The organism is archaeon CG10_big_fil_rev_8_21_14_0_10_43_11 (assembly GCA_002763265.1).
Classification (GTDB): Archaea; Nanobdellota; Nanobdellia; order PEZQ01; family PEZQ01; genus PEZQ01.
This window is the reverse complement of sequence record PEZQ01000006.1, coordinates 1-23,631: the sequence shown is the minus strand read 5'-3', so window position 1 is coordinate 23,631 and position 23,631 is coordinate 1. Positions and strand designations below refer to the sequence as shown.

Genomic DNA, 23,631 nt, shown 5'->3' with positions numbered 1-23,631 from the left:
CACAATACTCTTTTATACTCCCCTGCTCTTGTGGTGTGACATGGATCTTTGGAGTGAGAAATATCGCCCAAAACGCTTTCAAGACCTTGCAGGACAAGCGCACGTAGCCACACGCCTGCAAAGCTTCATTGACTCAGGAACACTTCCTCATCTCTTGTTTGCAGGGCCGGCAGGAACCGGTAAAACCACGTCAGCGCTTATTATTGCAAAATCATTTTTTGGTGACAACTGGTCGAAAAACTTTCTTGAACTCAACGCAAGCGATGAACGCGGCATAGATGTGATTCGCGTGAAAGTAAAGGATTTTGCGCGAACAAAAGCTCTTAGTGAGGTACCATTTAAAGTCATCCTGCTCGACGAAGCAGATAACCTCACTACTGACGCGCAGCAGGCGCTGCGGCGAACCATGGAAAAATACACCGGAACGTGCCGATTTATTCTTGATTGCAACTACCCGTCAAAAATTATTGACCCTATCAAAAGCCGGTGCGCGGTTTTCTCGTTTAAACCGGTTGATGCAGAATCCCTTATATCTGCGCTTTCACGCGTTTCAAATGAAGAAGGATTACGCGTTGGCGAGGACGCGTTCAAAGCCCTTGCAATTGTGAGCGAAGGAGATTTGCGAAAAGCAACAAACCTGCTTCAAGCATCAGCAACAACTTCAAAAAACATCAAAAGCGATGCAATCTACACGCTTGCCAATTACGCGCGGCCCTCAGAAATAGTGACTGTACTTACGTTATGTAGGGATGGAGATTTTATTCGCGCGCGAAACATGCTTTTTGACGTGATGACTAAGTATGGACTTTCAGGTATTGACGTTGCAAAACAATTACAGCGAAGAATTCTTGACCTTAAGCTTGAACAAGCAAAAAAACTTGCTATTATAAGTGATATTGGCGAAACCGAATTCCGCATGGTTGAAGGCTCAGACCCCTTTGTCCAGCTTGAAGCATTGCTTGCCAAAATCGTTATTACTGCTGCATCATGACCATTCTTGAACGCTACAGCCCAAAACACTTATCCCAGGTGCTTGGAAACTCTTCACAAAAAGAGCGTGTGCTCTCATTTGTCAAAAACCATGGCAAACAAAAAAAGCGCGCATTACTCCTATGGGGCGATGTTCGAACTGGCAAAACCTTGCTTGCACACCTTGTGGCAAAAGAACTTGATATGCCGCTTGTTGAAATTACTGCTTCAGACAAACGCTCAAAAAAAAGCGTTAATGAACTGCTTTTTCCTGCACTTACGAGTGCAAGCATTTTTGGGGGGAAAAAACTTATTCTTATTGATGACATTGACTGCATGAGCGCGCAAGACCGTGGCGGCGTCACTGAAGTTGCAAAACTTATTAGCCAAAGCCCCCATCCAGTCATACTTACGGCACAAGATTATTGGAATCGAAAACTCACACCCCTACGAAAACAGGTATCACACCTTGAACTTGAACCAATACCCCTGCTTGAACTTGTAGCCTATCTAGACATGATTTGCAAACATGAAGGTGTGCTTGCGGCAAAAGATGCACTCGTGTATCTTGCTAAAGAACGCACTCATGACGTTCGCGCGGCACTTATTGACCTTGATGTGCTCTTACAAGAAAAACGACCGCTTACTATTGAGCGGGCAAAGCTCATTAATCCGCGCGATGAAAAAACAAACCTGCAAAACACGCTTACTCTCATGATGCGCGCAAAAAGCTTTGAAGATGCGCATCACGCGCTTTTTAATTCGCAGGAATCTTATGATACTGTTATGCCTTGGATTGATGAAAACATTGCGCACGCGGCAAAAACGCGTCGCGAAACACTCAACGCGCACGACTACCTTTCGCGTGCAGACGTGTTTCGAGGGCGCATACTAAAACGGCAATACTGGCGACTTCTTGCTTATGTGACCACCTTTATGGCAGCTGCAAGCTATGACTTGCATCCAAAAAAAATTGAGTACCCGCGCAAGTTTCGAAAACTCTTCCAATTCAAAAACCAAACTGCAAAAGCCCGCGCGCTCGCGCGCAAGCTTGCGCCAATTCTTCATGCGTCACCAAAAACAGTACAACAACACTACTTTCCGCTTCTCAAAAAAATAGTGGAAGCAAACAAGCATGGCGTGTCCTCCTATGGGCTTGATAATGAAGATGCCGCCTTTCTTTTGAAATATTATTAGCGTACGTCAAGCTCTGGGCTTGTGTAGCGCCAATCATACTCAATACGTGATTCATCACTTTGCAGACCAGTAATCTCTGCAATGAAATCAGTTACGCGCTCCCATGAAAAATCATCACGCGCAAACACGTAGAAGAACACATCTTCACGCGCGCGTGAAAGTTGCACGCTGAGTGTCTGGTTGGTGATAACAAACACATCTTCTTTTGCAGGCAAAAACGCGCATGGAACAACAAACGCAAAAATGTGTTGGATGTCTTTTTTACCTGCGTACGCGTACCCATTTTGGCACGTTATGTTTTCCTTGCTTACATTAATGGTTCGAAAAATCTCTGACTCGCCAATTCCACTGTAGCGATAAAAACGATTTGTCTGATTGTTTGCATTCACACTCAATGAGACGCGAAGCGGCTTTGAAGAAATAGTGTAGTTTGTGATGTACACACGCATTGCATTGCTTTTTGCGCTTGTGCTAAAATAGTAGCTAATGCTTTTGTTTCCCACACTTGTTTGCGCGCTCACGGTTTTTTGAAGCAAGCCTGCATCCACTACGCTCACGTTCTCAAAGCTTTGACTCACATTTGTGCTGATACTTGTATTCCACGCGCCTATCCAATTGTTTGACGTTTTATAGTCAAAATCAATTGGGCTTGGACTAAACTCAAGGTTACCATTATCAAGCACGCCTGAGCTCCATGTCACGTTTTCTGTGGTATCATGCACAAACACATCATCACTCGAATACCCCATAAGGTCGTATGTGTTTTCATTAACAATCGAGACAAACGTTACGTAGCGGATAGTGGGGCTGAATCGGTTAATCCATTCTTTTTCGCGCGAGCCCACACACGAAACCGCGCCCGCGTCGAGACGAATCGTTGCAAAACTGATTTGGCCTGGTGCTTGGTCATCAAGAAGCGAGACCCACACATACTTTCCTTGGGGGTGGGGTGCGAGATTAATACTTACACTTGTCTCCCTTCCCTGCAAAAACGTGTTATTTGCAATCACGCTTCCACTCACGTCACGCACCACGTAGCGATGGGTTGCTCCTGAACCCGTGCTGTTGAGCGTAAACGCAAGCACGTTTTCTTGTTCTGGAATAAATAAGAAGAATTCCTGATTTCCGGTAAACGCGAATGCAGATGAGCCAAGACACAGTTGTGTGAGCGTGGTGTTAATGTTGAGTGTTGAGCGCTCAGCAGTGCCACCGCTTGATTGCATAATCACACGATAAAAACCACTTACATTACCGGTGAGGTGTTCTGTTGTTGTGCTTGTTATGATATCTGTTGCAACCACTTCATTTGCAGGGTTAACAATAGAATAGTTAAGTTCAACACCTGCGCCGGCAAAATCAATCGTAACATTAAATGCCCGCGCAGTTGGATTATACAGGTAGTACTCAACAGGCGTTGTTTCATTATAGTTTTTTACGCCCTTATTGAAGTGCGCGTTTGCATAACGGTTAAGCACAACTTGTGTTGGCAGTGCTGTTGTTGCGCGAAGCACACTAAATGAGGAGACCGTTCCATTTCCAAGCACGTGTGTTCCTTCAAATGCATAATTGTCATAGCCTAACACGTTTGGGTTGTGCAACCTGATTTGTGAACGATATCCATAATACGAATCATCTTGCGACGTGTTATAATTAGCCCACGCAACCGCATACACGTTCCTGTCCCCAATAAGCGGTGATGTTTTGGTACTGGTAAACGCGGGCAGCGCAATCGTGGAAACACCTTCAAGTGCTATAATTGCGCGCGTTGCGCTTCTAAACGAGTTAACGCGCGCCGTAAGCGAATCTTGTGTTTTTGTAACAGTGAGACTGTTGTTGAGTGCTGCTTCTTTTTGCAACAACGGTGTTTGGTTTGCATTATTAAATGAGAGCAGAACAAACGCGTTAAATAAGGCGTGGTCAGCGTCTTTTAAAAACGCATGCGTGAACTCAACACCACCCCCGCTTGCACGAATAATCTGAGAATGAGTTGTTGACGTGTTGTATGCACTGCTTGATACATTCTCATAATACACCTGCGATGCTGGTGAAAATAAAGCAAGTGTGTCATTTTGTGCGCTCGTAAAAATAATGTGCTCACGCGTGTTATTAAACGTGAACCCTGTTGCGTTTGCACAATAATTAGTTACATTTGAGTCATTAGCATACAACGTCCACGCGTGCGAACAAGAAATGCTTGACTGAATGCCAACCGAGCGAAACGTGTTCGTGAAATCCCGCACATCATAAAATACGCGAATCATGTCTAAGAAAAAATCATAGCGAACCCGCACATCAATATTAAACCCGTTTGTTACGCGCGCGTTTAGCACCACTCCTAAATCCGTTGTGGTATGATTCCATTCAAGTACGCTCAACGTGGTGTTTGTTTGCAACGTGTTGCTGTACACAAGATTGAAAAGTGCGCTTGCATTGGATGCATTTACAAGCTCAAGACCGCTTCGAGCACTAATAAGACTGTATAATTCGCCATTGCCAGTGAGATTGACTTTTGCCGTGTAGTGAGGTGTGATAACGCTGTAATCTGTTTTATTAAAAAACCAGACGCCAGAAACGTTACGCGCAGGATACCCCTGGCTCGTGTTATCCGTATAATACACATAGTATGTTTTTGATGAGGATGCATTAAGTGCAACAGGAAACAGGAGTTCAATACTCTTACTCGTGTTTGTTTCATTTATCACACGCGCGCTCGCGTTAAGTTGCAAGCGCGATGCGTCATACACGTGAAATGACTGCAGTGTTGCGTTTTCATTTGTTTCAAGTACGTGCACATACAACCCGTTTACGGGTGTTGATTTATTGTTTTCAAGTAAAAACTCCACGCGCCTATTTGCGTAGGGTTGTGTCCAGTCTGCAAGCAATTGTTCGCTCTCGCGCAAGGTTTCAAAAAAACTTTCTGCGCTCAACAAGCGCGTGTTTGCGCGCTCAAGGGCTGTTGGTGTGATGCCAAACGGGACTACTAAGAACTCAAGCACGGATACAATTGCAAGCAGTATAATAATTACTGAAATCATGAAAAATTGGCCTTTCTTGTCTCTCATGTGTAGGGGTACCATAATTCTAATTCTATAATTGATGACTGATGGTCATCATACAAGCTTTTTCTAATTGCATAAAAGCGTGCAAGCGGTGAGCGCTCAAAGGAAACTGATGTGCATGGTTTTCGCTTATCACGATAAATCGTAAAATTCACATTTGTGTTATTTGGTTCTTCAGTAATGGGAAAATAGGGTGTGTTACTTACTGTTCCAAGAGAGTACGACACATACAAACGCTGAGTTTGGGTAATGTTTAATGCACGGAACCGAATATCCCCGCGCGTTTGCTCAATTGTGCCCATTACCGTGTAATTAAATCCGCTTGCGCTTCCCGTAAAATTTTCGTATATTTGTGTGTAGGTTGTGTTATTTACTGCAAAAAGCACGTACGCGGTGCCTGACTCGCCTGCTTCAAGAAAGGGGATGCGCGCGTTCACGTTTACGGTTGCATAATTTCCCTGGTCATCAAATCCTGAAATATTAGTTGGCACAAGCGAATTATTCCAAAAAAACATAATACTCGTGTTAATCACGTTCTGTTTGGTGAGTGTCACATTTTTAAATAATGCTTCAAACGAGACTTTTTCAGCTTGGTCATTAAATACTATGAGGGGTGTTGCAAACCACACCCAATCCACGTTTGTCAGGAACTCTTCAGTTTGAGAATAGATATACACAGAATTCTTGTCAACATAATCAGGAAAATTATAACTAAACGTAAGCACTTTACTTGCAAAACTTTCATTCGTGTTCAAATCAACCTCGCCAACCTGTTCAATAAGGATTTTGCTCTCCATTGTTGGTGGGCGAAGTGTATGAAACAAGTATTGCACGCGACGCAAATCACACACTGCCACACTTCGCTGCAACTCGCTTTCAAGCACGTCAAGCAGTGAATCGCCAAAAATACTCGCATCCTGTTCAAGTGTTAGAATAGGCGCGTACACGCGTTCGCTAATAAAATACAATCCAGCAAACACCAGTAGTGCGGCAATAATTGCTTCAGGTGTCTTGATAAATCCTTTACTCAAGCTCCCACCACGCGCTTGCTTCTAGGTATGATAAGTAATCTTCAATTGTGTTTCCAAGATTTTCATAGTGGCTAAAAGTCGTTTTCAAGTCAGTTTGCGCGCCTGCCTCACATGAATCTTGTGCTTTCACGTCGCCAATATAGAGAAGGTTATACTGGTTTTGACCTGTTTGCCGGTCGAACAAGCCAATAATAATAATAAACGTTGGTTGGGTGATAGTCGTGAGAATACGGTACGCTGAGAACGGGTCTGATTGGGTTACGCTTAGATTTACATAAAAAACCAAGTTATTTGACGAATCAAACACGTATGAAATTCCGTCTCCTGCGCTGGTATTAAGCTCGTCAATGCCCACCACTGCTTCAGGAATCGAGAAAATCAGTGTTGTGTTAATCGCAGTGAAATTAGTTCCCGCCATTACCAGTATGTCTCCTTTTTCACGCGCAATCACAACACGCCCGCTAGTTTCGTTAGGGAATACGGCAAAATCATCTTTTCCAAGAATGTTGAGCGCGTTGATTTGATAACTAATATTTGAGCCTGCAAGATTTGGAACGGTCTTGTTGCACGCTGCCCCTATGGTTTTGAGATTCAAATTAGTGATAACTTCATTTCGAAACAATATGTTGTTTTTTTCCGTTGCAATAACGCGCGAATAATCAATAAATGGGTTGAATAAGTCAAGCACAAAACCTGAGAAGTACGCGACAAAAATGATAAACACCACGTACCCAAACAATAAGTCAATATTGATTTGACCGTTCCTGCTTCCCATTAGTATTACCTTCTTCTCTACGAGAATAAAAAGTCTTAGGGGCTTGTTACAAATATCTCTCTTTCAATTGTTTTTTCTGTATTCTCGTAAATCGCTGTCACGCTTAATGTGTACACTCCTGAAATGGTTGGGGCAGTAATGCTTGTTGTATACTCACCATTTTCGTCAGTAACGGTTATCACCTCCTCGTCAAGCAAGCTCACAATAATTGATGCTTCAGCAACGCGCGTGTTCTCCTCATCAACATTGCCAAACAATTCAACTCTTCCTCCTGGAAACACTTGGTTGTTTCTGATATTGGCGGTTACGTTCACGCTGGTTGGCAAGATAAATGTGGTGTACCCAAAAATGGCTACTGAAAGCATGATAAGCGTGTGTTTAAGCCCCGCGCTAAGACTTCCCTCTTTTGCTTCACCCGCAACAAGTCCATTTGCAACGGATTGAATAGTCAGTGTGAGAAAAAACAGGATTTTAAAATAATCTGTTGAAGGCGCGCTTGCAACACTGCTAAACAAGCCCGCACCGCTCGTGCCTTGCACTGCAATAAGGGGCAGCATGATTTTGTACATAGCAATAATGATTGCAACAAAAATAAAATGAATCGAGTAAATAATTAGAACCTGCTCACTTAGAATCGAATTACGTTCTTTTTCAACCTCCTTTAAATCGCCAACACTGTTTGCAATGGCTTCCATGGTTGCTGCAATATCTCCACCCCCATAATAGCTTTCAAGCACGATTGCCATTGAGCGATTAACATACTGGCTTTTTTCGGTGCGCTTTTGAAACATTTTAAGCACTTTTGGCAAAGGCACACCCCATGATAGCTGATTTCCCATTTTGCGTACTTCTTCAGTTAATGCGCCATAATCAATGCGCGCAGCATTCATAATTGAGTTTGGCAGGTTAACGCCTGCCCGTTTTGACTCGGATAGTTCACGCAAAAACGCAGGAAAATGTATTTCCATATCATCAATTCTTCGCTGCTCCAAATACGTGTACGCTGTGATAGGACCTACACTGATACCTACTACGAGTAAGAGCACGTAACCCATGAGAATGTAGTTTGGCCAAATAATGATGATAAGAGGAACACCCATGAGAATGGCTGCTGCAATGCTCACGATAAGAATCGTAACGGTATCTTTCATTGTGCTAAACCTCAGTTGGATTGATTGTTTTTAAGATAATAATAAAGATCACACTCACCGCGGGCAGTCCAATAGTGACAAGAATCATCTGAATAGTTTGCACCTGTTCTGTTGAGCCACCAAGAATACTCATAATCGTGGTGAGCACAAGCACGAACACGCTTCCTACAATAACCACGGTAATGTAAATTTCTAAAAAAAGCGAGAGGGTTTTTACATATCCTTCAAGGCGTCTGCGATACTGATTGGTAAGCGCTTTTGCGCGCTGACTCAAATACCGTGATAAATTACCACCAGTCATAATAGTTGCGCGCATGCCCCATAACAAGTCTTTTAAATCCTTGCTTGGCGCATTTTGCGCTTCACGCTCGAGCGCATCATTTAAATCAAGACCAAACACGTCCATGTCGCGCGCAATGTTTTGAGCGATTTTGCTGATTTCTCCAAATTCCTCAAACTTTCCAAGCACGTTAAAAATTTTGTAGGGCGGAATGCCCGTTCCAGCAAGTGTTGCCATGTAGATTGCAGCAAAATGAAGCGAGTTATCAATCTTTTTTTTGCGCCCTGCAATAAGCTGAGAGGGGTATTGAAAGAGCGCAAATGCGATAACGCCTCCGCCAATTGAGCCAACAAGTAGTGAGAAGGGAATGGCAACCAAAAAACTGGTTGTTCCCAAAAAGAAGAAGAATGCAATAACACAAATACCTGCACCGCCAATAATTGCGCTTAGTGCCAGAATTGAGAGCCATTCGTCAACTGTATAATTAAGGTTTGCACGCTTAAGATTGGTGTTGAGCTCGCCCATTTGTTCTGCACGGTCACGCACGTATTTCCCAAATACCCGATATGCGAGAATGTCAAAACTCATCATTATTGTGCTATCCTCGTTCAATTTCTTGTAAGAGTGATTTCTTGTCGGCGTAATACTTTTGAATGTAACGCGCAAAGTTTTCAAAATCCTTTAATCCTTTCTTGTGCAGCCAGCGAATAACGCGCACGCGATCACTGAGTTCATGCAATACTTCTTGCGTTCCAAGACCCATTTTTTCTTTCATTTTCTCAAGAAGCACGCTTTTTTGACTAACAAACTGGTCAGTAAGCGGGTCCCAGCGAAACGCAATGTTTGTCTTAAGCTTATTCGTGTCAAGGTCGTACTCAATCACTTCAACCACTTCTTTTACTTTACGCAGGTACGCGCCACCCCTTCGCGTGATTGAGAGAAAAACAATGAGGTCAAGGTTTTCAAGCATGCTTGAAGGCAAGTTAATCGGCCGTGTGGTAAGACGGTCATACACTGCATTAAAGCTGTCCGCGTGCAGTGTTCCAAGAGAGGCGTGTCCTGTTGCCATTCCCTGAAACATCACGTTTGCTTCTTTACCACGAACTTCACCTACAATAACGTAGTCAGGGCGCTGGCGTAAACTTGCTTTAAGCAAGTCAAACATGCTCACTTCCCCGTAGGCTTCACGGCCAAAACCACTTCGCGCAACCTGGGGAACCCAGTTGGGCTGAGGCAAACGCAGCTCAGGCGTGTCCTCAATTGACACGATTTTTGCTTCTCCTTTAATAAACAAGCTAATTGCGTTAAGCAGGCTGGTTTTTCCTGTTGCAGTTGCACCGGAAATAAGTATGCTCAATCCGTTTTCCATAGCAAGCCACAAATACGCAAGGATTTCTGGATTAATCGTGCCAAACTCAATTTCCTTAATTGGTGTTATTGGTTCGCTTGTAAACTTACGAATCGTGAAGTTTGAGCCGCGCCGCGCAATGTCGCTGCCATACGTTGCCTGCACACGAGAACCATCGGGCAAGGCGCCGTCAAGAAGCGGTTCTGCAATGCTAATTGAGCGACCCACTTTTTGTGCGAGCTTAAGCACGAAAGAATCAATATCATCGCTTGTCTTAAACATGACATTAGTCTCAATTCCTGCATATTTTGGGTTTCGGTGATAAATGAAAATAGGAATGTTTGAGCCGTCACATGAAATATCTTCAATATCTTGGTCGTGCATGAGGGGTTCAATCTCGCTAAGACCAATAAAATCACGATACAAAAAGTACTCAAATTTCATTTTCTGATTTTCAGTGAGTTTAAGACCAATCTTTTTTTGAATTGTTTCAGCCTGCTTTCGCAAATAATCAAATGCACTTTCGCTCTTAACGGTCTTGAATTGCACGTCAAGTTTTCGCTCAAGAATGTTTTTGATTTCAGTAAGAACTTTTGTTTCCTTATCACTTAAGGGAGGTTCTTTGACAAGGTAGCGAAGTGCGTTTACTTGAGTAACCCAGCGGATATTTCCCCACACATAGGTTTGTTCTTTGCCGTCTTTTCGCAACTTTATAAGAGGAAATACCTCATTAACCTTTTGCAATTCCATAAGATCAGGCTTTTCTTGTTCTGCTCCTTCTTTTATTTCAGCACCACTCGCGTCCAAATGGGTTTCTTTTTCACTTGGGTCAAGCGTAATGCCTTCAGATTTTGGGCTCTCATCCACTTCAACAGCGAGTTCTTCTTTTTTATCTTCTTCTTTTTTCTCTTCTTTTTTTTCTTTGATTTTTGCAAGCCGTTCATTGAGCTTTTCTTCAATAAGCTGTTCAATTTCGTCGTCACTCAAATGTTTTTTTTCAACCGTTTCATCGCGCGCAAGCGAGATTGGTTCAATAGGTTGTTTAATTTTTTTTCTCGTGCCTTTCTTTTCCTTGTGTGCTGTACGCAAGCGTTCAAAAACACCCGACATGCTTGGAGAAAAATCTTCATCAGACGCTGCGCTACGGGGTTCTTGTTGTTGTTTTGCAAGTGCAAGTCTTCGCAGCGGTGCATTCCCTCCTTTAGACATGTCTATTGCTACACTACACAAATTCCACATTGATATAAGTATCTATAGAATTAGGATTGCGCTGCACATCAGTTCGCAGGATGCGCACATCCCGCGCACCTTCGCCTGCAATGCAGTTTGTGACACATGAGATAGTAATGCGGTGAATAATTCCCTGGTCATCGCTTAGCCCGCGATATTGCATTTTAATGTCAGTGATTAATCCTTGTGTTTCTCCAAGCACCGTGCTTTTTGCCATAATAATTCCTGGAACATCGCGCGTGATAAGTCCGGTGTTTTCAATGAGGTCTCCTGCAAGATACGCAATGTCTCCTGAATTGTTTATGCGAATAACTGAATAATCTCCTCCGTCTGTTTCAATTGATTCACCTGGTTTTCCGCACTGAGCAGTCTGGCTTGGATTGTCAAATGAACTTCCAAGTGCGATGCACAAGTAATCATAGTTTTCGCTGATAGTCCTGTACACAAGCGCGTTCCAGTTTCCTTCGCCTAAACTCGTGTTGTAAATTGTGCTTCCTGGAACGCTTCCTCCTGCAATCAGGTTTGGGTACGCATTTCTGTCAAGTGTTTCATTAAGGTTAAGAAAGTAGAGTTGGCGCTCTTCAGGGAGTTCAAATGAGTTAAGCGGCGTGTAATCACGCGATGTGATAAGCGGTACTTTCATAGGTATTTGCATGCGAAGCTCACCGTTGTTTGTGATTTCAAATTGCTCACCTCCACGCAAATTAAGCTTGACAACTCTGCTGCTCCCGGTTGAGCCAACATTCTTGATTGCAGCATCAATCTCATCAAATTTAAGCAATATCGTGTCAAATTTTGATTTGTCTCCTGACTTATCAATAAGAGGTTTTCCCCACACAAACGCTCCGCCAACAACAACGAGCAGTATTGCTGAAATAAGAACAGTTCCAAGAATTTCAGCTTGTGCGCGCTTCATTTTTGTATGTTCAAGCGCGTTGATGATACGGGCATGTGAGGTGTTTGTTCCTTTTTCAACGCGCTCATGATGAACACCCTCCGATACATTTTCTTTACGTATGCTTCAATTGATACGAGGTTCTTATTCATGTTTGTTAAACCGTCATTAAGCGTGTTCAAGCCCTTAATTTCTGTTGGTGCTGATTCAAGCTCTGTTGCAATTTGCAAGAGCTCGACCATGTCTTTAACCTCTTTTATGAGGTCATCCATTTTAATCATTGATTCTGTAATCTTGGACTGTGCGTTGATGTTTGTGGTGACAAGCTTATTGAGAATTAAATTAAGGTCGTTTAGTTCTCGCCGCAATTCGTCAACCTCATCTCTAATATTCCCTCTAGCCATGTATTATTACTATCCGCAGGGAATATAAAAAGGTTATTAAAAAGAAGAATTAAAGAGAATGCACGCAGTCTCTTATGAGTTTTTTACTACATCATGCCGGGCATGCCGCCCATGCCTTGCATTCCTTGTGGCGGCATAGCAGATTCAGCATCACGATTGAGTCGTCCTGCAGCAATCACATCATCAATGCGCAAAATCATCATGGCAACTTCTGTTGCTGATTTGATTGCCTGCCTTTTAACGCGTGCGGGTTCAACAACGCCTGCTTTTTTCATGTCAGCGGGTTTACCGCTAAACACATCAATGCCAAACGTTTTTTTGCCTGCATCATGTAAGCTTCGAAGCTCAGTTAATACATCAATTGGGTCAAGCCCTGCGTTTTCTGCAAGCGTTTTTGGAATGATTTCAAGTGCTTCAGCAAATTTCTTAACTGCCAATTGTTCTCGTCCTTTAAGAGTTTCAGCATATTTAAGCAGTCCTCGTGAAAGCTCGATTTCTGGCGCGCCAGCACCGTACACAATGTCTCCTTCTTCAATAACCGCGCGAAGGTCGCCAAGCGCATCAATAACTGCGCGTTCAATCTCGTCAATTACGTGTTCAGTTCCACCACGAATAAGGAGTGTGACGGCTTTTGGATTCTTGCAGTTCTTAACAAAGAGCATGTCTTCGCCTGAAATCTTTTCTTCATACACGCTTCCTGCAAAACCAAGGTCTTGGACGGTTGCGTCAATAAGATTGGTTATGATTCGTGCGCCTGTTGCTTTGCTTAATTTTTCCATATCACTTTTCTTGACACGTCGTGCTGCAAACACGCCTTGTTTTGCAAGCAAGTATTGTGCAACATCGTCAATGCCTTTTTGGCAGAAAACTACGTTTGCGCCAAGCGTTTTTATTTGCTTTACGAGTTCGCGAATGTAGTTTTCTTCCTGATCAAGAAATGCTTTAAGCTGGTCGGGACTGTTTACCCTGATTTCAGTGCTTCGCTCTGTTTCTTTGACTTCCAAAGCGCTTGCAAGAAGCAACACTTTTGCATTAGTTACGTTTGATGGCATCTCAGAGTGAACGCGCTCTTTATCAATAACAATGCCGTCAATTAATTCTGATTCGCTGATGCTTCCTCCTGTTTTTTTCTCAATTTTAATATTGCTTGCGTCAAGAGTAAACCCCTTGCCTTTTGGTGAGGTTACGCGCGTTGCTGCGTCAACAATGAATTTGGCAAGAGCATCTTTATCGCTTTCAGCGCTTTTTCCTGTCATTGCTGTTGTTGCAACGTCTTGAAGCGTTTTTTTGTCAGTAAGATCCACGTTTTCAATGATGGTTTTGAGCAACTCATGTGCTTTTTCCCCAGCAAGCCGGTATCCTCGTGAAATCACGGTTGCGTGGATGTTTTGGTCAAGTAATTCTTCTGCTTTTTTGAGTAATTCTCCGGCAATTACCACTGCAGTGGTTGTTCCATCGCCTACTTGTTCTTCTTGGGTTTTTGCGATTTCAACAATCATCTTTGCTGCGGGGTTTTCAATTTCCATCTCTTCTAGAATGGTGACGCCATCGTTTGTAACAACAATATCGCCAATTGAGTCCACAAGCATTTTATCCATACCTTTTGGTCCGAGTGTTGTTCGGACAGTTTCTGCTACTGCTTTTGCTGCAGCAATGTTTGCTCCCTGAGCGCCTCGTCCCATCATGCGTTGGTAGCCCTCGGGTAGAATAATTACTTGTTGTTGTTCATTTGCCATTATGTATTCACCAGTTTATTTTAGTAGTACGTACGCAAAAAATGAATACCTATTTTATAAATCTTGTGTAGCTGTGACCGTGTTTTATCAGATAAATTTGTAAAACCAAATCCAATCCCATCCAAACGCGTCTTTTTTCTGCACAAACTCTTGTGTGTAGCCAAACTTTTCATACATTTCAAGTGCAGTATGGTGTTGTGTTGTGCGCGCAGTAAGCTTGTGGCATTTTTCGTCTTTGCAAAAATTTTCAAATGCGCGCAATAAATCAGTGCCTATGCCTTTACTTCGATGGGTTTGTTTGACAATCAAATCTTTGATATGCGCGCGACCGCTGAGAATTTCAAATACAAGACGCCCGACAAGTTCGCCAGAATCGTACGCGCCAAGCACGTGGTGTTGCTTAACATAGGATACTTTGTTTTTTGTTTCGTGAAACTGCTCCCACTCAAAATCAAGTTCGCTTGCGTCTGCTTCGTTTGTGAAATTAATATCAGCTCGTTTCATGTGTACATGAGAATATACTGCTACGCGGTTTATTAGGGATTCGGTAGCATGTCCGTTCTCTTTAACTGATTTTTAACTACTTCTTTTTTAAAACAAAAAACATGTGGTCTTTTTCATGCGGTTCTAATCGTACTTTGAAGGTGATGTCAAAATAGGTTTTCAAGTCTTTTTCTGCTTGCATAAACACGTCTTTTGGGTCTTTGCTTACATCAACACTGCGTGCTTTGAGTGCAAGAAGCGCAACGCCTCCTTTTTTCAAAAATACGCGCGCGTTTTTGATAAGAATATGTACCTGGTCGCGCTGTGCAACATCCTGAAAAATAACGTCAACATCTTCAATAAAGTGTGCATACTCATCGGGGAGGTGCGCATCAAAAAGTAGGGGGTACAGGTTGTCGCGTTTGTGTGCAACATTGATAAGCTGAATCATAACACGCGGTGCAAACTCAACTGCGTATATGCGGCCTCGTGTGAGCATGTCGCTCATGTGTGAAACCGTTGTGCCGCTTGCTGCACCAAGATAGAGCACTTTTGACGTGTCTTTAAGACCCAGATTTCGCGCGCCATTGTGGATTGCTGCGCCAAGCTTGCTTCGTTTTGCATCCCACATGCGATACTCGTCTTTTCCCACGCGTTTTTTTGATTCACCATACACGCGCTGTCCTCGCACGCGATTTTTTGTTGCAAGCTTATTGTTGAGCCAATACACACCGGGAAGTTGTTTGTCCTGTTGTAATTTCATTTTTTCTTACCTCCGCTTACGCTCTTGCTGCGGTCTTTTAGTTGCTTGAGAATCTTTTTTGAGATATCAGTTGTTCCCTTATTGTAGTAATCTTCTTTTGCTGCAATGCTGATTTTTGAAGCTAAGCTTCGTGCAAGCTTGCCTCTATGCTGAAAGGGCGCGTTCATGACAAGGGGGTGCTGGAGTATGATACCATGCTTTGGCGGTTTTGTTTTTGATTTTAAATGCATAAAAAGCGCTTTTTCTGCGCCAATAACCTGAATTGTTGATGAAGGCATGCGGGCAAGACTGCGAAGACTTCCTGCGCTTTCAATGAGTTTTGCACCAAGAAGTGGTGTTGCAATTGCGCTAAGATTTGGCGCAACTTGTCTTATTTTTGCTTCAACATATTTTTTTGTGTCTTCTTGCGCGCTAATAAGTGCAGAGTACTCGCGTATCCTGCGTTCAATAATAGCAAGGTCCTCTCCTTTGAGATTTGCGCCCATGCTGTCTTTTCGAACCCCTAACTTTTTTGCAATTACGTTTCGCTCAAGCGAGACCTTTTCTAGTGCGCGGCCAAATTTTTTGGTGCTTTCAATTTTGAGCGCTGCTTCAGGATAGTACACGCTAAACCACTCAAAAAGTTGCTCAAATAAGCGGTTAATAACTGTATCCAATTCTTGTGCGTACTTGACTGCCTGCACAATAAGTGTGTCTTCTGACGCGCTTTGTTTTATTTGTGCGCGCGCAAGTTCTTCGAAAAATGCGTTAAGTTGCTCATTTGCTTTTGTGTGATTTGGTTCAACCTCATCAAAATTTGCAACGCGCTCGTAGTGCGCGCGTTCTTTTGAGGTTAATAGTTTGAGTGCACTTGCAGGGTCAAGCTTTTTTTTGCTGTTTGCCGTTATGATGCCAAGAGGGCATGCCTTGTCAGCGCTCATAGCTAAACATGATTCTAAGTGTATTTAAAACGGTTTTGCTTGGTGTATTAACTGGTGTAGTGTGAGAAATGCGCTCTTAACCCTGTGTTGGCAACGTGAAGTATTTCACGCGTTCAGGATAGTTTGAGGTTATGGCGTCCACACCCTGCGCAATGGCTTGCTTGATGTCTGCAGGCTCGTTTACTGTCCATGCATGAACAATAAGTGAATACTCGTGTGCGTGGCGAATCAGACTATCAGAAATAATGCTAAAATGGGGTGCAAGAATCTCTGCTTTGCGCACTAAGGCTTGCTTGAGCAAACGTCCTTCCTTGCGAGCCCGATATTGTTGTTTTTTGATGCTGTGCTCGCGCAGTATTTCAACTGAGGGGCTGTAAATCAGGTCAATGGTTTTTTTGTCACCAGCAAGATAAACTGTTCGCCCGCATGCGTATTCTTCTAAGAACTGAGACACTGATTTTGCTGAAACATAGAGTTTGATATCCAGCTTGAGGATCTTTTGCGCGCCAACACGTTTAAACACGTCTTTGAGAAAATAGGGCTGCTGTCCGTTTCTGAGAATTACTTGGCTTAGGTGTTTTGACAACAGCAAGGGAATGGGAACCATGCTTGCAAGCACGCTTTGCGCGTTTTTTGGCACGCCAATGAGACGGGTAAGTGTGAGGTCGTGGCTCAGCACTAATTGGTGGTCAAGGGTTTCGCGAACATCTACTTCAATAATGTCAGCATTAAGTGCAAGCGCGCCTTCAAGCGATGCACGCGTGTTTTCAAGAAAATACCCTGACGCGCCTCGGTGCGCAATACTCAAAACCATAGCAACACCAAACCAGATGCGCTCACCATTTAAATCATGCTCGCACCACGCGCTCCAAAAGCTTTTTAAACGCTTTAGTTGTAGACAAAAAACATGGAATTCAAAATTGAGAGCAAGTCAAAAAACTCGCTTAAAGCAACTATTGTTAATGGCACGCATAAAAGTCTTAACTTGCTTCAATCAGAGCTTCTTACTGACAAAGGCGTAACCTTTGCTGCATATCGTCATGAGCACCCTCTTACTGAGGATTTTACGTTTATTGTTAAAACCCAAACAAAGGACGCGCAAACATCAGTTGGGTCTGCAGCGAATTCTGCTATCAAAAAAGTAACCGAGTTCAAAAAGGAACTTCTTAGTGCTATAAAATAGAGGAAACCCTATTTATCGTGTTAAAAGAAATTCTTGGGGGGATTAAAAAAACATGGCGATTTCTCTGGTATGGAGATTCGCTTTTGTCCTATGTTGCATTCTTTCTTTTTGCCATTATCGCGCTTAACCTGCTCTACCCACTCTTCTTTTTTGGCCTCTCACATACTATTGGCGTTAATGATGTTGTTGCTGTTGTGAGTGGAAGCATGGTACATGATAAAACAATTAATACTACATTTTATCAATATTTTGACAAGGTTGGGCTCAACGAATCGCACCGTAATAGCTTCCCCTTTCTTAATGGTCTTAACCCCGGAGACCTTATGATTGTGTGGAATGCAGATGCAGAACATATCACGGTGGGGGATGTTATTGTTTTTGATTCGCTTGGCGTGCTTATTATCCACCGCGTTGTTGCAAAAACACTGCAGGATGGCACGTGGTATTTTACGACAAAAGGAGACCATAACGTGGCAAGCATGGCTGCAGAAACTAATCTTACTATTACTGACATCCGCGGCGTTGCAAAACAACGCGTACCGCTTCTTGGCGTTCCAAAACTCATTCTCACTAGTTTTGCCGGAGTGGTGAACAATGTTTTGTGAGAAATGCGGCTCAATTCTTTCTCCGTCACAAGGAAAGCTTGTGTGCAGTTCGTGCGGCAATGAGGTTCTCTCTGAATTCAGGCTTGAAGCAAAAACAAAAGCAAAAAATAAGCTCTTAGAAGAAGCAAAACATGACGTTAACCCGATAGTGAGCGCAAAATGCAGAAAGTGCGGAAACAAGAATGCCTATTTTGCAATCAAGCAAACGCGCGCAAGCGATGAAGCTGCAACCAAATTCTTTCGCTGCACTGAATGCGGCTACACTTGGCGAAGCTATGACTAAGCTACACATAATTTTATAATAATTCCATCTATTAACAATGCAGGGCTATGGCTGAACAAAAATTTGAGCGCGCACCGGCAAAAGACCGAAAAATAAAACACATCACGAGCAATGACACGCGCGTGCGCGTTGTTGGCGTAGTTGTAAAAAAAGAACAATCCTCATCATCAATTGTGCTCAACGATGGCGAAGAAAACATTGTAGTTGTTCTGCCTGAAGATGCAATGTTTTCAAAAGCAAACGTGGGCGCGATGGTAAGTGTGTTTGCAACAGTGCTCCCCTATGAGGGCGGTGTTGAACTCAAAGCAGAAGCAATTCAAGACGCAAGCGGCCTAGACAAAGATTTATATACAAAAATGTACACTATTCTAACATCATGAGCATGCGTGGGGGATTTTACGCATTTTTACTCTTTCTAGCCTCTACACTTCCCTTCAGCGCAGCATATGCGCAACGAACAACAACTACTGCAAGCGGAGGAATTGTCAGCACGCTTATTGATCTTATTTCGTCTGCGTTTAGTGCAAATCCAATCTATCCTATTGTTGCCCTTGTTGTTGGTTTTGGCATTGGCTGGCTTGCTCACAAAATGATATTTGGATGGTAATTAATAATGGTATATCTTGCTAAAAGTCTTGCATTCAAACTCGCAACAGGAATTACTGGCTTGCAGGCGCGCACGAGTGCGAGCACCACCTCAGGGGTTATGGGCTATGTTACGCAAAATTGGATTGCGCTTCTTATCTTTCTTATTGCAGGACTTGCTCTTGGTTTTGGATTTCGCTTTATCAAATGGGGCGTCTAGACTATTTGACTGCGTTTCTTGTTAGTATAGTTTTAACAAGAGAATCATTTATTAATCGCGACTCTGTGTTTTTTACTACCTATGTTTAAAGCAGTCATTGATAATTCTAAACTGTTTAAAGATAGTATTAATCTCATTAATGAGCTCGTTGGTGAAGGCATTTTTGAAATCTCAACAGACGGTATCAAACTCGTTGCTATGGATCCTGCAAGCGTTGCTATGATTGTATTCCACCTTTTGCCCAGTGCTTTTTCAACGTATACAGTTGATGAGAGCAAAAAAATTGGTCTAAGCATTGACAAGCTCAAAGACGTGCTCAGGCGCGTTACCGGAACTGAACGCATTATTATTAGCTTAGTTGATGCAAACCTGCTTGTAGAAATCCAAGATACGTATCACCGAAAATTTTCACTGCCCCTTCTTGACCTTGACCCACAAGATTTGCGCGTACCTGCTCTTGAATTCAATGCAGTTGTTGAACTCAAATCAGACGTGCTCAAAAATGGTGTTGAAGATGCAGGTGTGCTTAGTGACAGTATTATTCTTCACGCGTTTCCCGAAAAGTTTGTGATGAGCGGTCGGGGGGACAACAGCGATGTTACTATTGAACTTGACCCAACAACAAGTGATGCGCTGGTCAATTTGGACGTGAAAGAAGAGAGTTCTGCAAAATATTCAATTGAGTACCTCAACAAAATGATTAAAGCGTCAAAGCTTGCAGAAAACTTAACACTCAACTTTAAAAAAGACTATCCGCTTCGCCTTGACTACACATCAGTGAACCAGCTTAAAGTCAGCTTTATTCTTGCGCCGCGCGTAGAAACTGATTAACCTTAGACAAGCTCTTCAAGCGGTCTGCTTGCAGAATCATTTTCAAGTATAGCAGCAATACTGTCTTGTTTTGCTTTCTTTTTTTTCCTGAAAAAGAAAATTATACTTAAGAATACAAATCTGTTTAAGTAATTGTTAGATTACAAAATCATGGTTCAAACTGCACATACTCTAGAAACTTTAGGAAGTCTAGGACTACTCGAAAGATTAGATGAAAGAACTAAGAATGACGGTCTTTTCAATCATCAACTTTTGGTTAATTTAGTAAGAGATAAAGAATATAAACGAATTCAGGGGATTGGGGATGATTTTATTCCTGATTCTGATTTATATAATGCAATTGGTTCAGTTTATCCTCTCTTAGATAGAAAACAAAGAGATGAAGTTATCAGGGCTCACCTGAATCAATTTGATGGATTAAATTATTTAGCAGTTAATTCAAATCACACCCCAAACATTAGGGAGCCGTTACTTTTAACAGACATAACAATTGCAAGACCATTATATTGGCCTGGGTTGAGGGATGAAAATGGATTATGGGATGGAAAAGAAAGTTTTGCAGAATTACAAGGAGAAATTATGACTGAAGATGGCTTGTTTGATTCTACTAAAGTAAAAAGTGATTTCTTAGTCGCTTATGCTTTAATGAGAAATGATTTTACTTCTTTTGGAGAAGATTATGTAAAATCGGCAAATCCCGAATTTTTAAACAGGGTTCTAAAAGGAATCGTGGCTTTAAGATTTGCGGGAAGAACTGAAGATTCAGAGATTGAACAAGGTAAAAATAGGCTTTATGAATTGTTGCCTGAATCAGTTCATGGAAAAATTGAACCTCTAAGACAGGAAGCCGATTGGACATATGCAAATCAGTCTAGATAAAGATATTTGCAAAATATAATTCTTCTTGACGAAGTCAAGACAAAATGTTGCGTAGCAACTGCGCGCGTCTCTCCTATTAGGTGGGTTAAAAAAAATATTATTTCCTATTTCTTTGTTTTAACTCTAACTTACAGGCATTCTCAAAAATTGAAACTAACGTATGCGATTAAGAGAAGTTCGCCGTAGGCGGATTTGGGGAATTTTCGCAGGAATTTTCCTCTTAATCGCTATTATGTGGTGAGCCTGTAAGGCGAACGACTGAAGGGATAGTTCAAAAAACTTTTTTATCAAATTCGAAGAGTCTTCTATACTAGGAAGCGAGCCCCAGAAAATAAAAAGATTTAAATACTATATTATGTTATAGCAGACTATATGACAACCACAATACAAATTAGTTCAAATCTTCAACAAGAACTATCTAAGAGAAAGATTTCGGATAGGGATACTTATGAAGAAATTATCTGGGATGCTTTAGAAGACACAATGGAACTTAGTGAACAAACAAAGAAGGACATTGAAGAAGCCAGAAAAGAGATTGCTGCAGGGAAAGGAATTCCACTTGAAGAAGTCAAAAGGAAGCTGAATCTATAATGTACGAAATTATTTTTTCACCTAAAGCTCTAAAATTTCTAAATAAATTACCTGTAGAGATTCAGAAGAGAATTATGGGGGGCTTAGAAAGATCAAGAATTAGGCCCCAATCACATTTTATTCGCTTGGTTGCCACTAAAGGATATAAAATGAGGATTGGAGATTATAGGATTCTGGCCGATATAAATCAAGAAAGGCTTGAAATTTTGATTATAAAAATCGGACATAGGAAGAATGTGTACAAATAGGTTTTCTGGAGCTTATCAATTTTCTAAAAGCCCGCAGGGCGTGGCAAAATTACGAAGTAATTTTAAGTTCAGAATTCGGCGGTGGCGGAACACCACAAAGTTATCAATAGTCTTACTCTAACAAATATGAAAGTAAAGCCATTCTTATATAAAGTCCGTTTTTAGCCTGTCTAAAATATGCCACTCTCTTGTCAGTTTGTTCAATTTCTACAGGTAAATCTATTTCCTCAACATGCGGTAGTGGATGTAATAATCTAGCACTATCCTTTAGTAAATTCAAATTTTCTTTTGTAATTTTATAAGCCATTTTTGCATTTTTATACTCTTCATCAGACATACGTTCTTTTTGAATTCGTGTCATGTATACGACATCCACCTGCGGTAAATGCTGATTTAGGTCAGTTTGTTCTTCAAACTTAGTGTCATGTCTTCTCAAATATTCTTTTATATCATCTTTGATCGAGAAATATCTATGAGCTATAAAGATAATTTTTACATTTTTGAATTTTCCAAGTAGATAACAAAGTGACCTAACAGTTCTCCCATATTTTAAATCTCCGACCATGGCGATAGTGATATTATCTATGTTACCGATTTCTTTCCAAATGGTATACAAATCTAAAAGAGCCTGTGTTGGGTGTTGTCCAGACCCATCTCCGCCATTGATTATAGGAATAGAACTAACCGAAGTAGAAATTTTAGATGCTCCTTCTTCAGAATGTCTTAACACAATAATATCCGCGTATGATGAAACAATTCTTATAGTGTCCTGTAATGATTCTCCTTTCATAGCGGATGAAAATTCTTTTGCATTCTCAGTGCCAATAATATTCCCACCCAATCTCAACATTGCTGATTCAAAACTAAGTCGTGTTCTGGTGCTTGGCTCATAAAAAAGAGTGGCTAAAATTTTTCCATCAAGAGGTTTTACAATTGAGTTTCTTAATTCATCTGCTTTTCTGAAAATAGTGAAAATAGTTTCAACATCTAATTGCTGGGATTCTATTAAGTGTTTTAGTTTCATATTATCAATAAAGATATTGGAATTATATTATTACGTTTATGCTTATCTTAGAGGGGCGGGTGGTCGGCGGACTGCCTAATTCTGAATTACGCCTAACGTCAGGATTTAGAGAAGTTTTTCTGGAATGAAGTGGAAGAAAAATTTGGGTGAAGCCCGAGCCGAGGGCTGAACTGTATATCCCTTGTTATACGCCCCGACGACTGAAAGGAGGAGAGTGCAACGTGGCACGGCGCGAAGCGGAGTGAGTCAGGAGGGCACATTAGTATGATTTAATTTTTCTTTTTCTTATCGGATAATAAACAATGCCAAGAGTAACAAACAATACCCCTATTAAAACGGCAATCCATCCTGCATATAGAAAAAAGCCATCGTTTTCAAATAATTTAATAGCAGCAATTCCTAAAACAAATGCTGAAAATCCCGTTCTTATATAAGCAAGCGTATTCCGCTCATTGGCAAGAATTGTTCTTTCTTGGGCTAACTTCTTATGGCTAATTAACTTTTTTCTTAGATTAATTCCGTTTTCCATTTTTCCTCTTTTCTTAAACAAAAAGTTTTTCATCATTTATAAGTTTATTTATTTCAAAACTCCGAACAATATTGTGAAGCAAAACTATCTGTCCGAAGGACTAAGGAAATCCCTCTATAAATCCAAAAACGAAGTTTTTGCTATCTAGTTTTCGAGAATTAGAAAACTGCGCGCGTCTCTCCTATTGGGTGGGAGAAAAAATATTATTTCCTATTTCTTTGTTTGAACTCTACATCTTAGGCATTCTCAAAAATTGAAACTAACATCGCGATTAAGGAAAGTTTTTTCTTCCTCGTGGAGCCGAAGGCGGAACAGAGCTGAAGAAAAAATTTGGGTGAAGAAGTCTGCAAGACTTCGGAACTCTTTAATCGCTGTTATATTCCCCGTAGGGCTAAAATTTAGTGCAACGATG

Annotated in this window: 27 protein-coding genes; 12 read left to right on the top strand and 15 right to left on the bottom strand. The window is 41.7% G+C overall.

Features of this window, described 5'->3' with window-relative positions:
* Window positions 1-40: 40 nt before the first annotated feature.
* Complete coding sequence (locus COT72_02645) at window positions 41-991, top strand: replication factor C small subunit (protein PIO00043.1); 951 nt, start codon at window positions 41-43, stop codon at window positions 989-991.
* Window positions 988-2,166 carry a hypothetical protein gene (locus COT72_02640; GenBank protein PIO00042.1) on the top strand — a complete coding sequence of 393 codons (1,179 nt, stop codon included), beginning with the start codon at window positions 988-990 and terminating at the stop codon, window positions 2,164-2,166. The genes COT72_02645 and COT72_02640 overlap by 4 nt, the downstream gene beginning before the upstream one ends.
* On the opposite strand, the gene COT72_02635 is transcribed toward COT72_02640, so the two are convergent.
* The 13 genes from COT72_02635 to COT72_02575 form a co-directional block, all read right to left on the bottom strand.
* A complete protein-coding gene (locus tag COT72_02635; GenBank protein PIO00041.1) occupies window positions 2,163-5,228 on the bottom strand; it encodes a hypothetical protein in 3,066 nt (1,021 codons plus the stop codon). The genes COT72_02640 and COT72_02635 overlap by 4 nt on opposite strands.
* Window positions 5,225-6,256, bottom strand: coding sequence for a hypothetical protein (locus COT72_02630; GenBank protein ID PIO00040.1), 1,032 nt, complete (start codon window positions 6,254-6,256; stop codon window positions 5,225-5,227). Before COT72_02630 ends, COT72_02635 begins: the two co-directional genes overlap by 4 nt.
* Window positions 6,249-7,031: a hypothetical protein gene (locus COT72_02625; GenBank protein PIO00039.1), complete on the bottom strand. Its 783-nt coding sequence runs from the start codon at window positions 7,029-7,031 to the stop codon at window positions 6,249-6,251. Before COT72_02625 ends, COT72_02630 begins: the two co-directional genes overlap by 8 nt.
* Window positions 7,032-7,066: 35 nt before the next feature.
* On the bottom strand, window positions 7,067-8,182 hold the full coding sequence (locus COT72_02620; GenBank protein PIO00038.1) for a hypothetical protein: 1,116 nt from the start codon (window positions 8,180-8,182) through the stop codon (window positions 7,067-7,069).
* Window positions 8,183-8,186: 4 nt separating this feature from the next.
* The gene (locus COT72_02615; GenBank protein ID PIO00037.1) at window positions 8,187-9,053 is read right to left on the bottom strand and encodes a hypothetical protein; all 867 of its coding nucleotides are present in this window, start codon (window positions 9,051-9,053) and stop codon (window positions 8,187-8,189) included.
* A gap of 7 nt (window positions 9,054-9,060) precedes the next feature.
* Window positions 9,061-11,049, bottom strand: coding sequence for a type IV secretion system protein VirB11 (locus COT72_02610; GenBank protein PIO00036.1), 1,989 nt, complete (start codon window positions 11,047-11,049; stop codon window positions 9,061-9,063).
* On the bottom strand, window positions 11,033-11,956 hold the full coding sequence (locus COT72_02605; GenBank protein PIO00035.1) for a hypothetical protein: 924 nt from the start codon (window positions 11,954-11,956) through the stop codon (window positions 11,033-11,035). Before COT72_02605 ends, COT72_02610 begins: the two co-directional genes overlap by 17 nt.
* On the bottom strand, window positions 11,953-12,339 hold the full coding sequence (locus tag COT72_02600; GenBank protein PIO00034.1) for a hypothetical protein: 387 nt from the start codon (window positions 12,337-12,339) through the stop codon (window positions 11,953-11,955). The genes COT72_02605 and COT72_02600 overlap by 4 nt, the downstream gene beginning before the upstream one ends.
* Before the next feature lie 86 nt (window positions 12,340-12,425).
* Window positions 12,426-14,075 (bottom strand): thermosome subunit, encoded by a 1,650-nt coding sequence (locus COT72_02595; protein ID PIO00033.1) that lies wholly within the window; start codon window positions 14,073-14,075, stop codon window positions 12,426-12,428.
* Between the two features lie 87 nt (window positions 14,076-14,162).
* Entirely contained in the window at window positions 14,163-14,579 is a 417-nt protein-coding gene (locus tag COT72_02590) for a hypothetical protein (protein ID PIO00032.1), read from the bottom strand.
* Window positions 14,580-14,655: 76 nt separating this feature from the next.
* Window positions 14,656-15,321 (bottom strand): fibrillin, encoded by a 666-nt coding sequence (locus COT72_02585; GenBank protein PIO00031.1) that lies wholly within the window; start codon window positions 15,319-15,321, stop codon window positions 14,656-14,658.
* The gene (locus tag COT72_02580; GenBank protein ID PIO00030.1) at window positions 15,318-16,241 is read right to left on the bottom strand and encodes a hypothetical protein; all 924 of its coding nucleotides are present in this window, start codon (window positions 16,239-16,241) and stop codon (window positions 15,318-15,320) included. Before COT72_02580 ends, COT72_02585 begins: the two co-directional genes overlap by 4 nt.
* A gap of 76 nt (window positions 16,242-16,317) precedes the next feature.
* Window positions 16,318-17,055, bottom strand: coding sequence for a hypothetical protein (locus COT72_02575; protein ID PIO00029.1), 738 nt, complete (start codon window positions 17,053-17,055; stop codon window positions 16,318-16,320).
* A 93-nt stretch (window positions 17,056-17,148) separates the two neighbouring features.
* On the opposite strand from COT72_02575, the gene COT72_02570 reads away from it, so the two are divergent.
* From COT72_02570 to COT72_02525, 10 genes are all read left to right on the top strand, one after another.
* Window positions 17,149-17,424 carry a hypothetical protein gene (locus tag COT72_02570; GenBank protein PIO00028.1) on the top strand — a complete coding sequence of 92 codons (276 nt, stop codon included), beginning with the start codon at window positions 17,149-17,151 and terminating at the stop codon, window positions 17,422-17,424.
* A 17-nt stretch (window positions 17,425-17,441) separates the two neighbouring features.
* Window positions 17,442-18,029 (top strand): hypothetical protein, encoded by a 588-nt coding sequence (locus COT72_02565; protein PIO00027.1) that lies wholly within the window; start codon window positions 17,442-17,444, stop codon window positions 18,027-18,029.
* The gene (locus COT72_02560) at window positions 18,019-18,312 is read left to right on the top strand and encodes a transcription factor S (protein ID PIO00026.1); all 294 of its coding nucleotides are present in this window, start codon (window positions 18,019-18,021) and stop codon (window positions 18,310-18,312) included. The genes COT72_02565 and COT72_02560 overlap by 11 nt, the downstream gene beginning before the upstream one ends.
* A 47-nt stretch (window positions 18,313-18,359) precedes the next feature.
* Window positions 18,360-18,692, top strand: coding sequence for a hypothetical protein (locus COT72_02555; GenBank protein ID PIO00025.1), 333 nt, complete (start codon window positions 18,360-18,362; stop codon window positions 18,690-18,692).
* Window positions 18,689-18,919 (top strand): hypothetical protein, encoded by a 231-nt coding sequence (locus COT72_02550; GenBank protein ID PIO00024.1) that lies wholly within the window; start codon window positions 18,689-18,691, stop codon window positions 18,917-18,919. Before COT72_02555 ends, COT72_02550 begins: the two co-directional genes overlap by 4 nt.
* 6 nt (window positions 18,920-18,925) lie before the next feature.
* Window positions 18,926-19,117 carry a hypothetical protein gene (locus tag COT72_02545; GenBank protein PIO00023.1) on the top strand — a complete coding sequence of 64 codons (192 nt, stop codon included), beginning with the start codon at window positions 18,926-18,928 and terminating at the stop codon, window positions 19,115-19,117.
* A gap of 81 nt (window positions 19,118-19,198) precedes the next feature.
* Window positions 19,199-19,948: a proliferating cell nuclear antigen (pcna) gene (gene pcn, locus COT72_02540; GenBank protein PIO00022.1), complete on the top strand. Its 750-nt coding sequence runs from the start codon at window positions 19,199-19,201 to the stop codon at window positions 19,946-19,948.
* Between the two features lie 150 nt (window positions 19,949-20,098).
* On the top strand, window positions 20,099-20,827 hold the full coding sequence (locus tag COT72_02535; GenBank protein ID PIO00021.1) for a hypothetical protein: 729 nt from the start codon (window positions 20,099-20,101) through the stop codon (window positions 20,825-20,827).
* A gap of 372 nt (window positions 20,828-21,199) precedes the next feature.
* The gene (locus tag COT72_02530; GenBank protein ID PIO00020.1) at window positions 21,200-21,418 is read left to right on the top strand and encodes a hypothetical protein; all 219 of its coding nucleotides are present in this window, start codon (window positions 21,200-21,202) and stop codon (window positions 21,416-21,418) included.
* A complete protein-coding gene (locus COT72_02525) occupies window positions 21,418-21,666 on the top strand; it encodes a cytotoxic translational repressor of toxin-antitoxin stability system (GenBank protein ID PIO00019.1) in 249 nt (82 codons plus the stop codon). The genes COT72_02530 and COT72_02525 overlap by 1 nt, the downstream gene beginning before the upstream one ends.
* A gap of 112 nt (window positions 21,667-21,778) precedes the next feature.
* On the opposite strand, the gene COT72_02520 is transcribed toward COT72_02525, so the two are convergent.
* Both COT72_02520 and COT72_02515 read right to left on the bottom strand, forming a co-directional pair.
* Window positions 21,779-22,690 carry an aspartate carbamoyltransferase gene (locus COT72_02520; protein PIO00018.1) on the bottom strand — a complete coding sequence of 304 codons (912 nt, stop codon included), beginning with the start codon at window positions 22,688-22,690 and terminating at the stop codon, window positions 21,779-21,781.
* A 259-nt stretch (window positions 22,691-22,949) separates the two neighbouring features.
* The gene (locus tag COT72_02515; GenBank protein PIO00189.1) at window positions 22,950-23,219 is read right to left on the bottom strand and encodes a hypothetical protein; all 270 of its coding nucleotides are present in this window, start codon (window positions 23,217-23,219) and stop codon (window positions 22,950-22,952) included.
* Window positions 23,220-23,631 lie beyond the last annotated feature (412 nt).

Coding starts and splice junctions, on each gene's coding strand:
- COT72_02645 (PIO00043.1), top strand. CDS start 41: ATGGATCTTTGGAGTGAGAAATATCGCCCAAAACGCTTTCAAGACCTT.
- COT72_02640 (PIO00042.1), top strand. CDS start 988: ATGACCATTCTTGAACGCTACAGCCCAAAACACTTATCCCAGGTGCTT.
- COT72_02635 (PIO00041.1), bottom strand. CDS start 5,228: ATGAGAGACAAGAAAGGCCAATTTTTCATGATTTCAGTAATTATTATA.
- COT72_02625 (PIO00039.1), bottom strand. CDS start 7,031: ATGGGAAGCAGGAACGGTCAAATCAATATTGACTTATTGTTTGGGTAC.
- COT72_02620 (PIO00038.1), bottom strand. CDS start 8,182: ATGAAAGATACCGTTACGATTCTTATCGTGAGCATTGCAGCAGCCATT.
- COT72_02615 (PIO00037.1), bottom strand. CDS start 9,053: ATGATGAGTTTTGACATTCTCGCATATCGGGTATTTGGGAAATACGTG.
- COT72_02610 (PIO00036.1), bottom strand. CDS start 11,049: ATGTGGAATTTGTGTAGTGTAGCAATAGACATGTCTAAAGGAGGGAAT.
- COT72_02605 (PIO00035.1), bottom strand. CDS start 11,956: ATGAAGCGCGCACAAGCTGAAATTCTTGGAACTGTTCTTATTTCAGCA.
- COT72_02600 (PIO00034.1), bottom strand. CDS start 12,339: ATGGCTAGAGGGAATATTAGAGATGAGGTTGACGAATTGCGGCGAGAA.
- COT72_02595 (PIO00033.1), bottom strand. CDS start 14,075: ATGGCAAATGAACAACAACAAGTAATTATTCTACCCGAGGGCTACCAA.
- COT72_02590 (PIO00032.1), bottom strand. CDS start 14,579: ATGAAACGAGCTGATATTAATTTCACAAACGAAGCAGACGCAAGCGAA.
- COT72_02585 (PIO00031.1), bottom strand. CDS start 15,321: ATGAAATTACAACAGGACAAACAACTTCCCGGTGTGTATTGGCTCAAC.
- COT72_02580 (PIO00030.1), bottom strand. CDS start 16,241: ATGAGCGCTGACAAGGCATGCCCTCTTGGCATCATAACGGCAAACAGC.
- COT72_02575 (PIO00029.1), bottom strand. CDS start 17,055: ATGGTTTTGAGTATTGCGCACCGAGGCGCGTCAGGGTATTTTCTTGAA.
- COT72_02570 (PIO00028.1), top strand. CDS start 17,149: ATGGAATTCAAAATTGAGAGCAAGTCAAAAAACTCGCTTAAAGCAACT.
- COT72_02560 (PIO00026.1), top strand. CDS start 18,019: ATGTTTTGTGAGAAATGCGGCTCAATTCTTTCTCCGTCACAAGGAAAG.
- COT72_02555 (PIO00025.1), top strand. CDS start 18,360: ATGGCTGAACAAAAATTTGAGCGCGCACCGGCAAAAGACCGAAAAATA.
- COT72_02550 (PIO00024.1), top strand. CDS start 18,689: ATGAGCATGCGTGGGGGATTTTACGCATTTTTACTCTTTCTAGCCTCT.
- COT72_02545 (PIO00023.1), top strand. CDS start 18,926: ATGGTATATCTTGCTAAAAGTCTTGCATTCAAACTCGCAACAGGAATT.
- pcn (PIO00022.1), top strand. CDS start 19,199: ATGTTTAAAGCAGTCATTGATAATTCTAAACTGTTTAAAGATAGTATT.
- COT72_02535 (PIO00021.1), top strand. CDS start 20,099: ATGGTTCAAACTGCACATACTCTAGAAACTTTAGGAAGTCTAGGACTA.
- COT72_02530 (PIO00020.1), top strand. CDS start 21,200: ATGACAACCACAATACAAATTAGTTCAAATCTTCAACAAGAACTATCT.
- COT72_02525 (PIO00019.1), top strand. CDS start 21,418: ATGTACGAAATTATTTTTTCACCTAAAGCTCTAAAATTTCTAAATAAA.
- COT72_02520 (PIO00018.1), bottom strand. CDS start 22,690: ATGAAACTAAAACACTTAATAGAATCCCAGCAATTAGATGTTGAAACT.
- COT72_02515 (PIO00189.1), bottom strand. CDS start 23,219: ATGGAAAACGGAATTAATCTAAGAAAAAAGTTAATTAGCCATAAGAAG.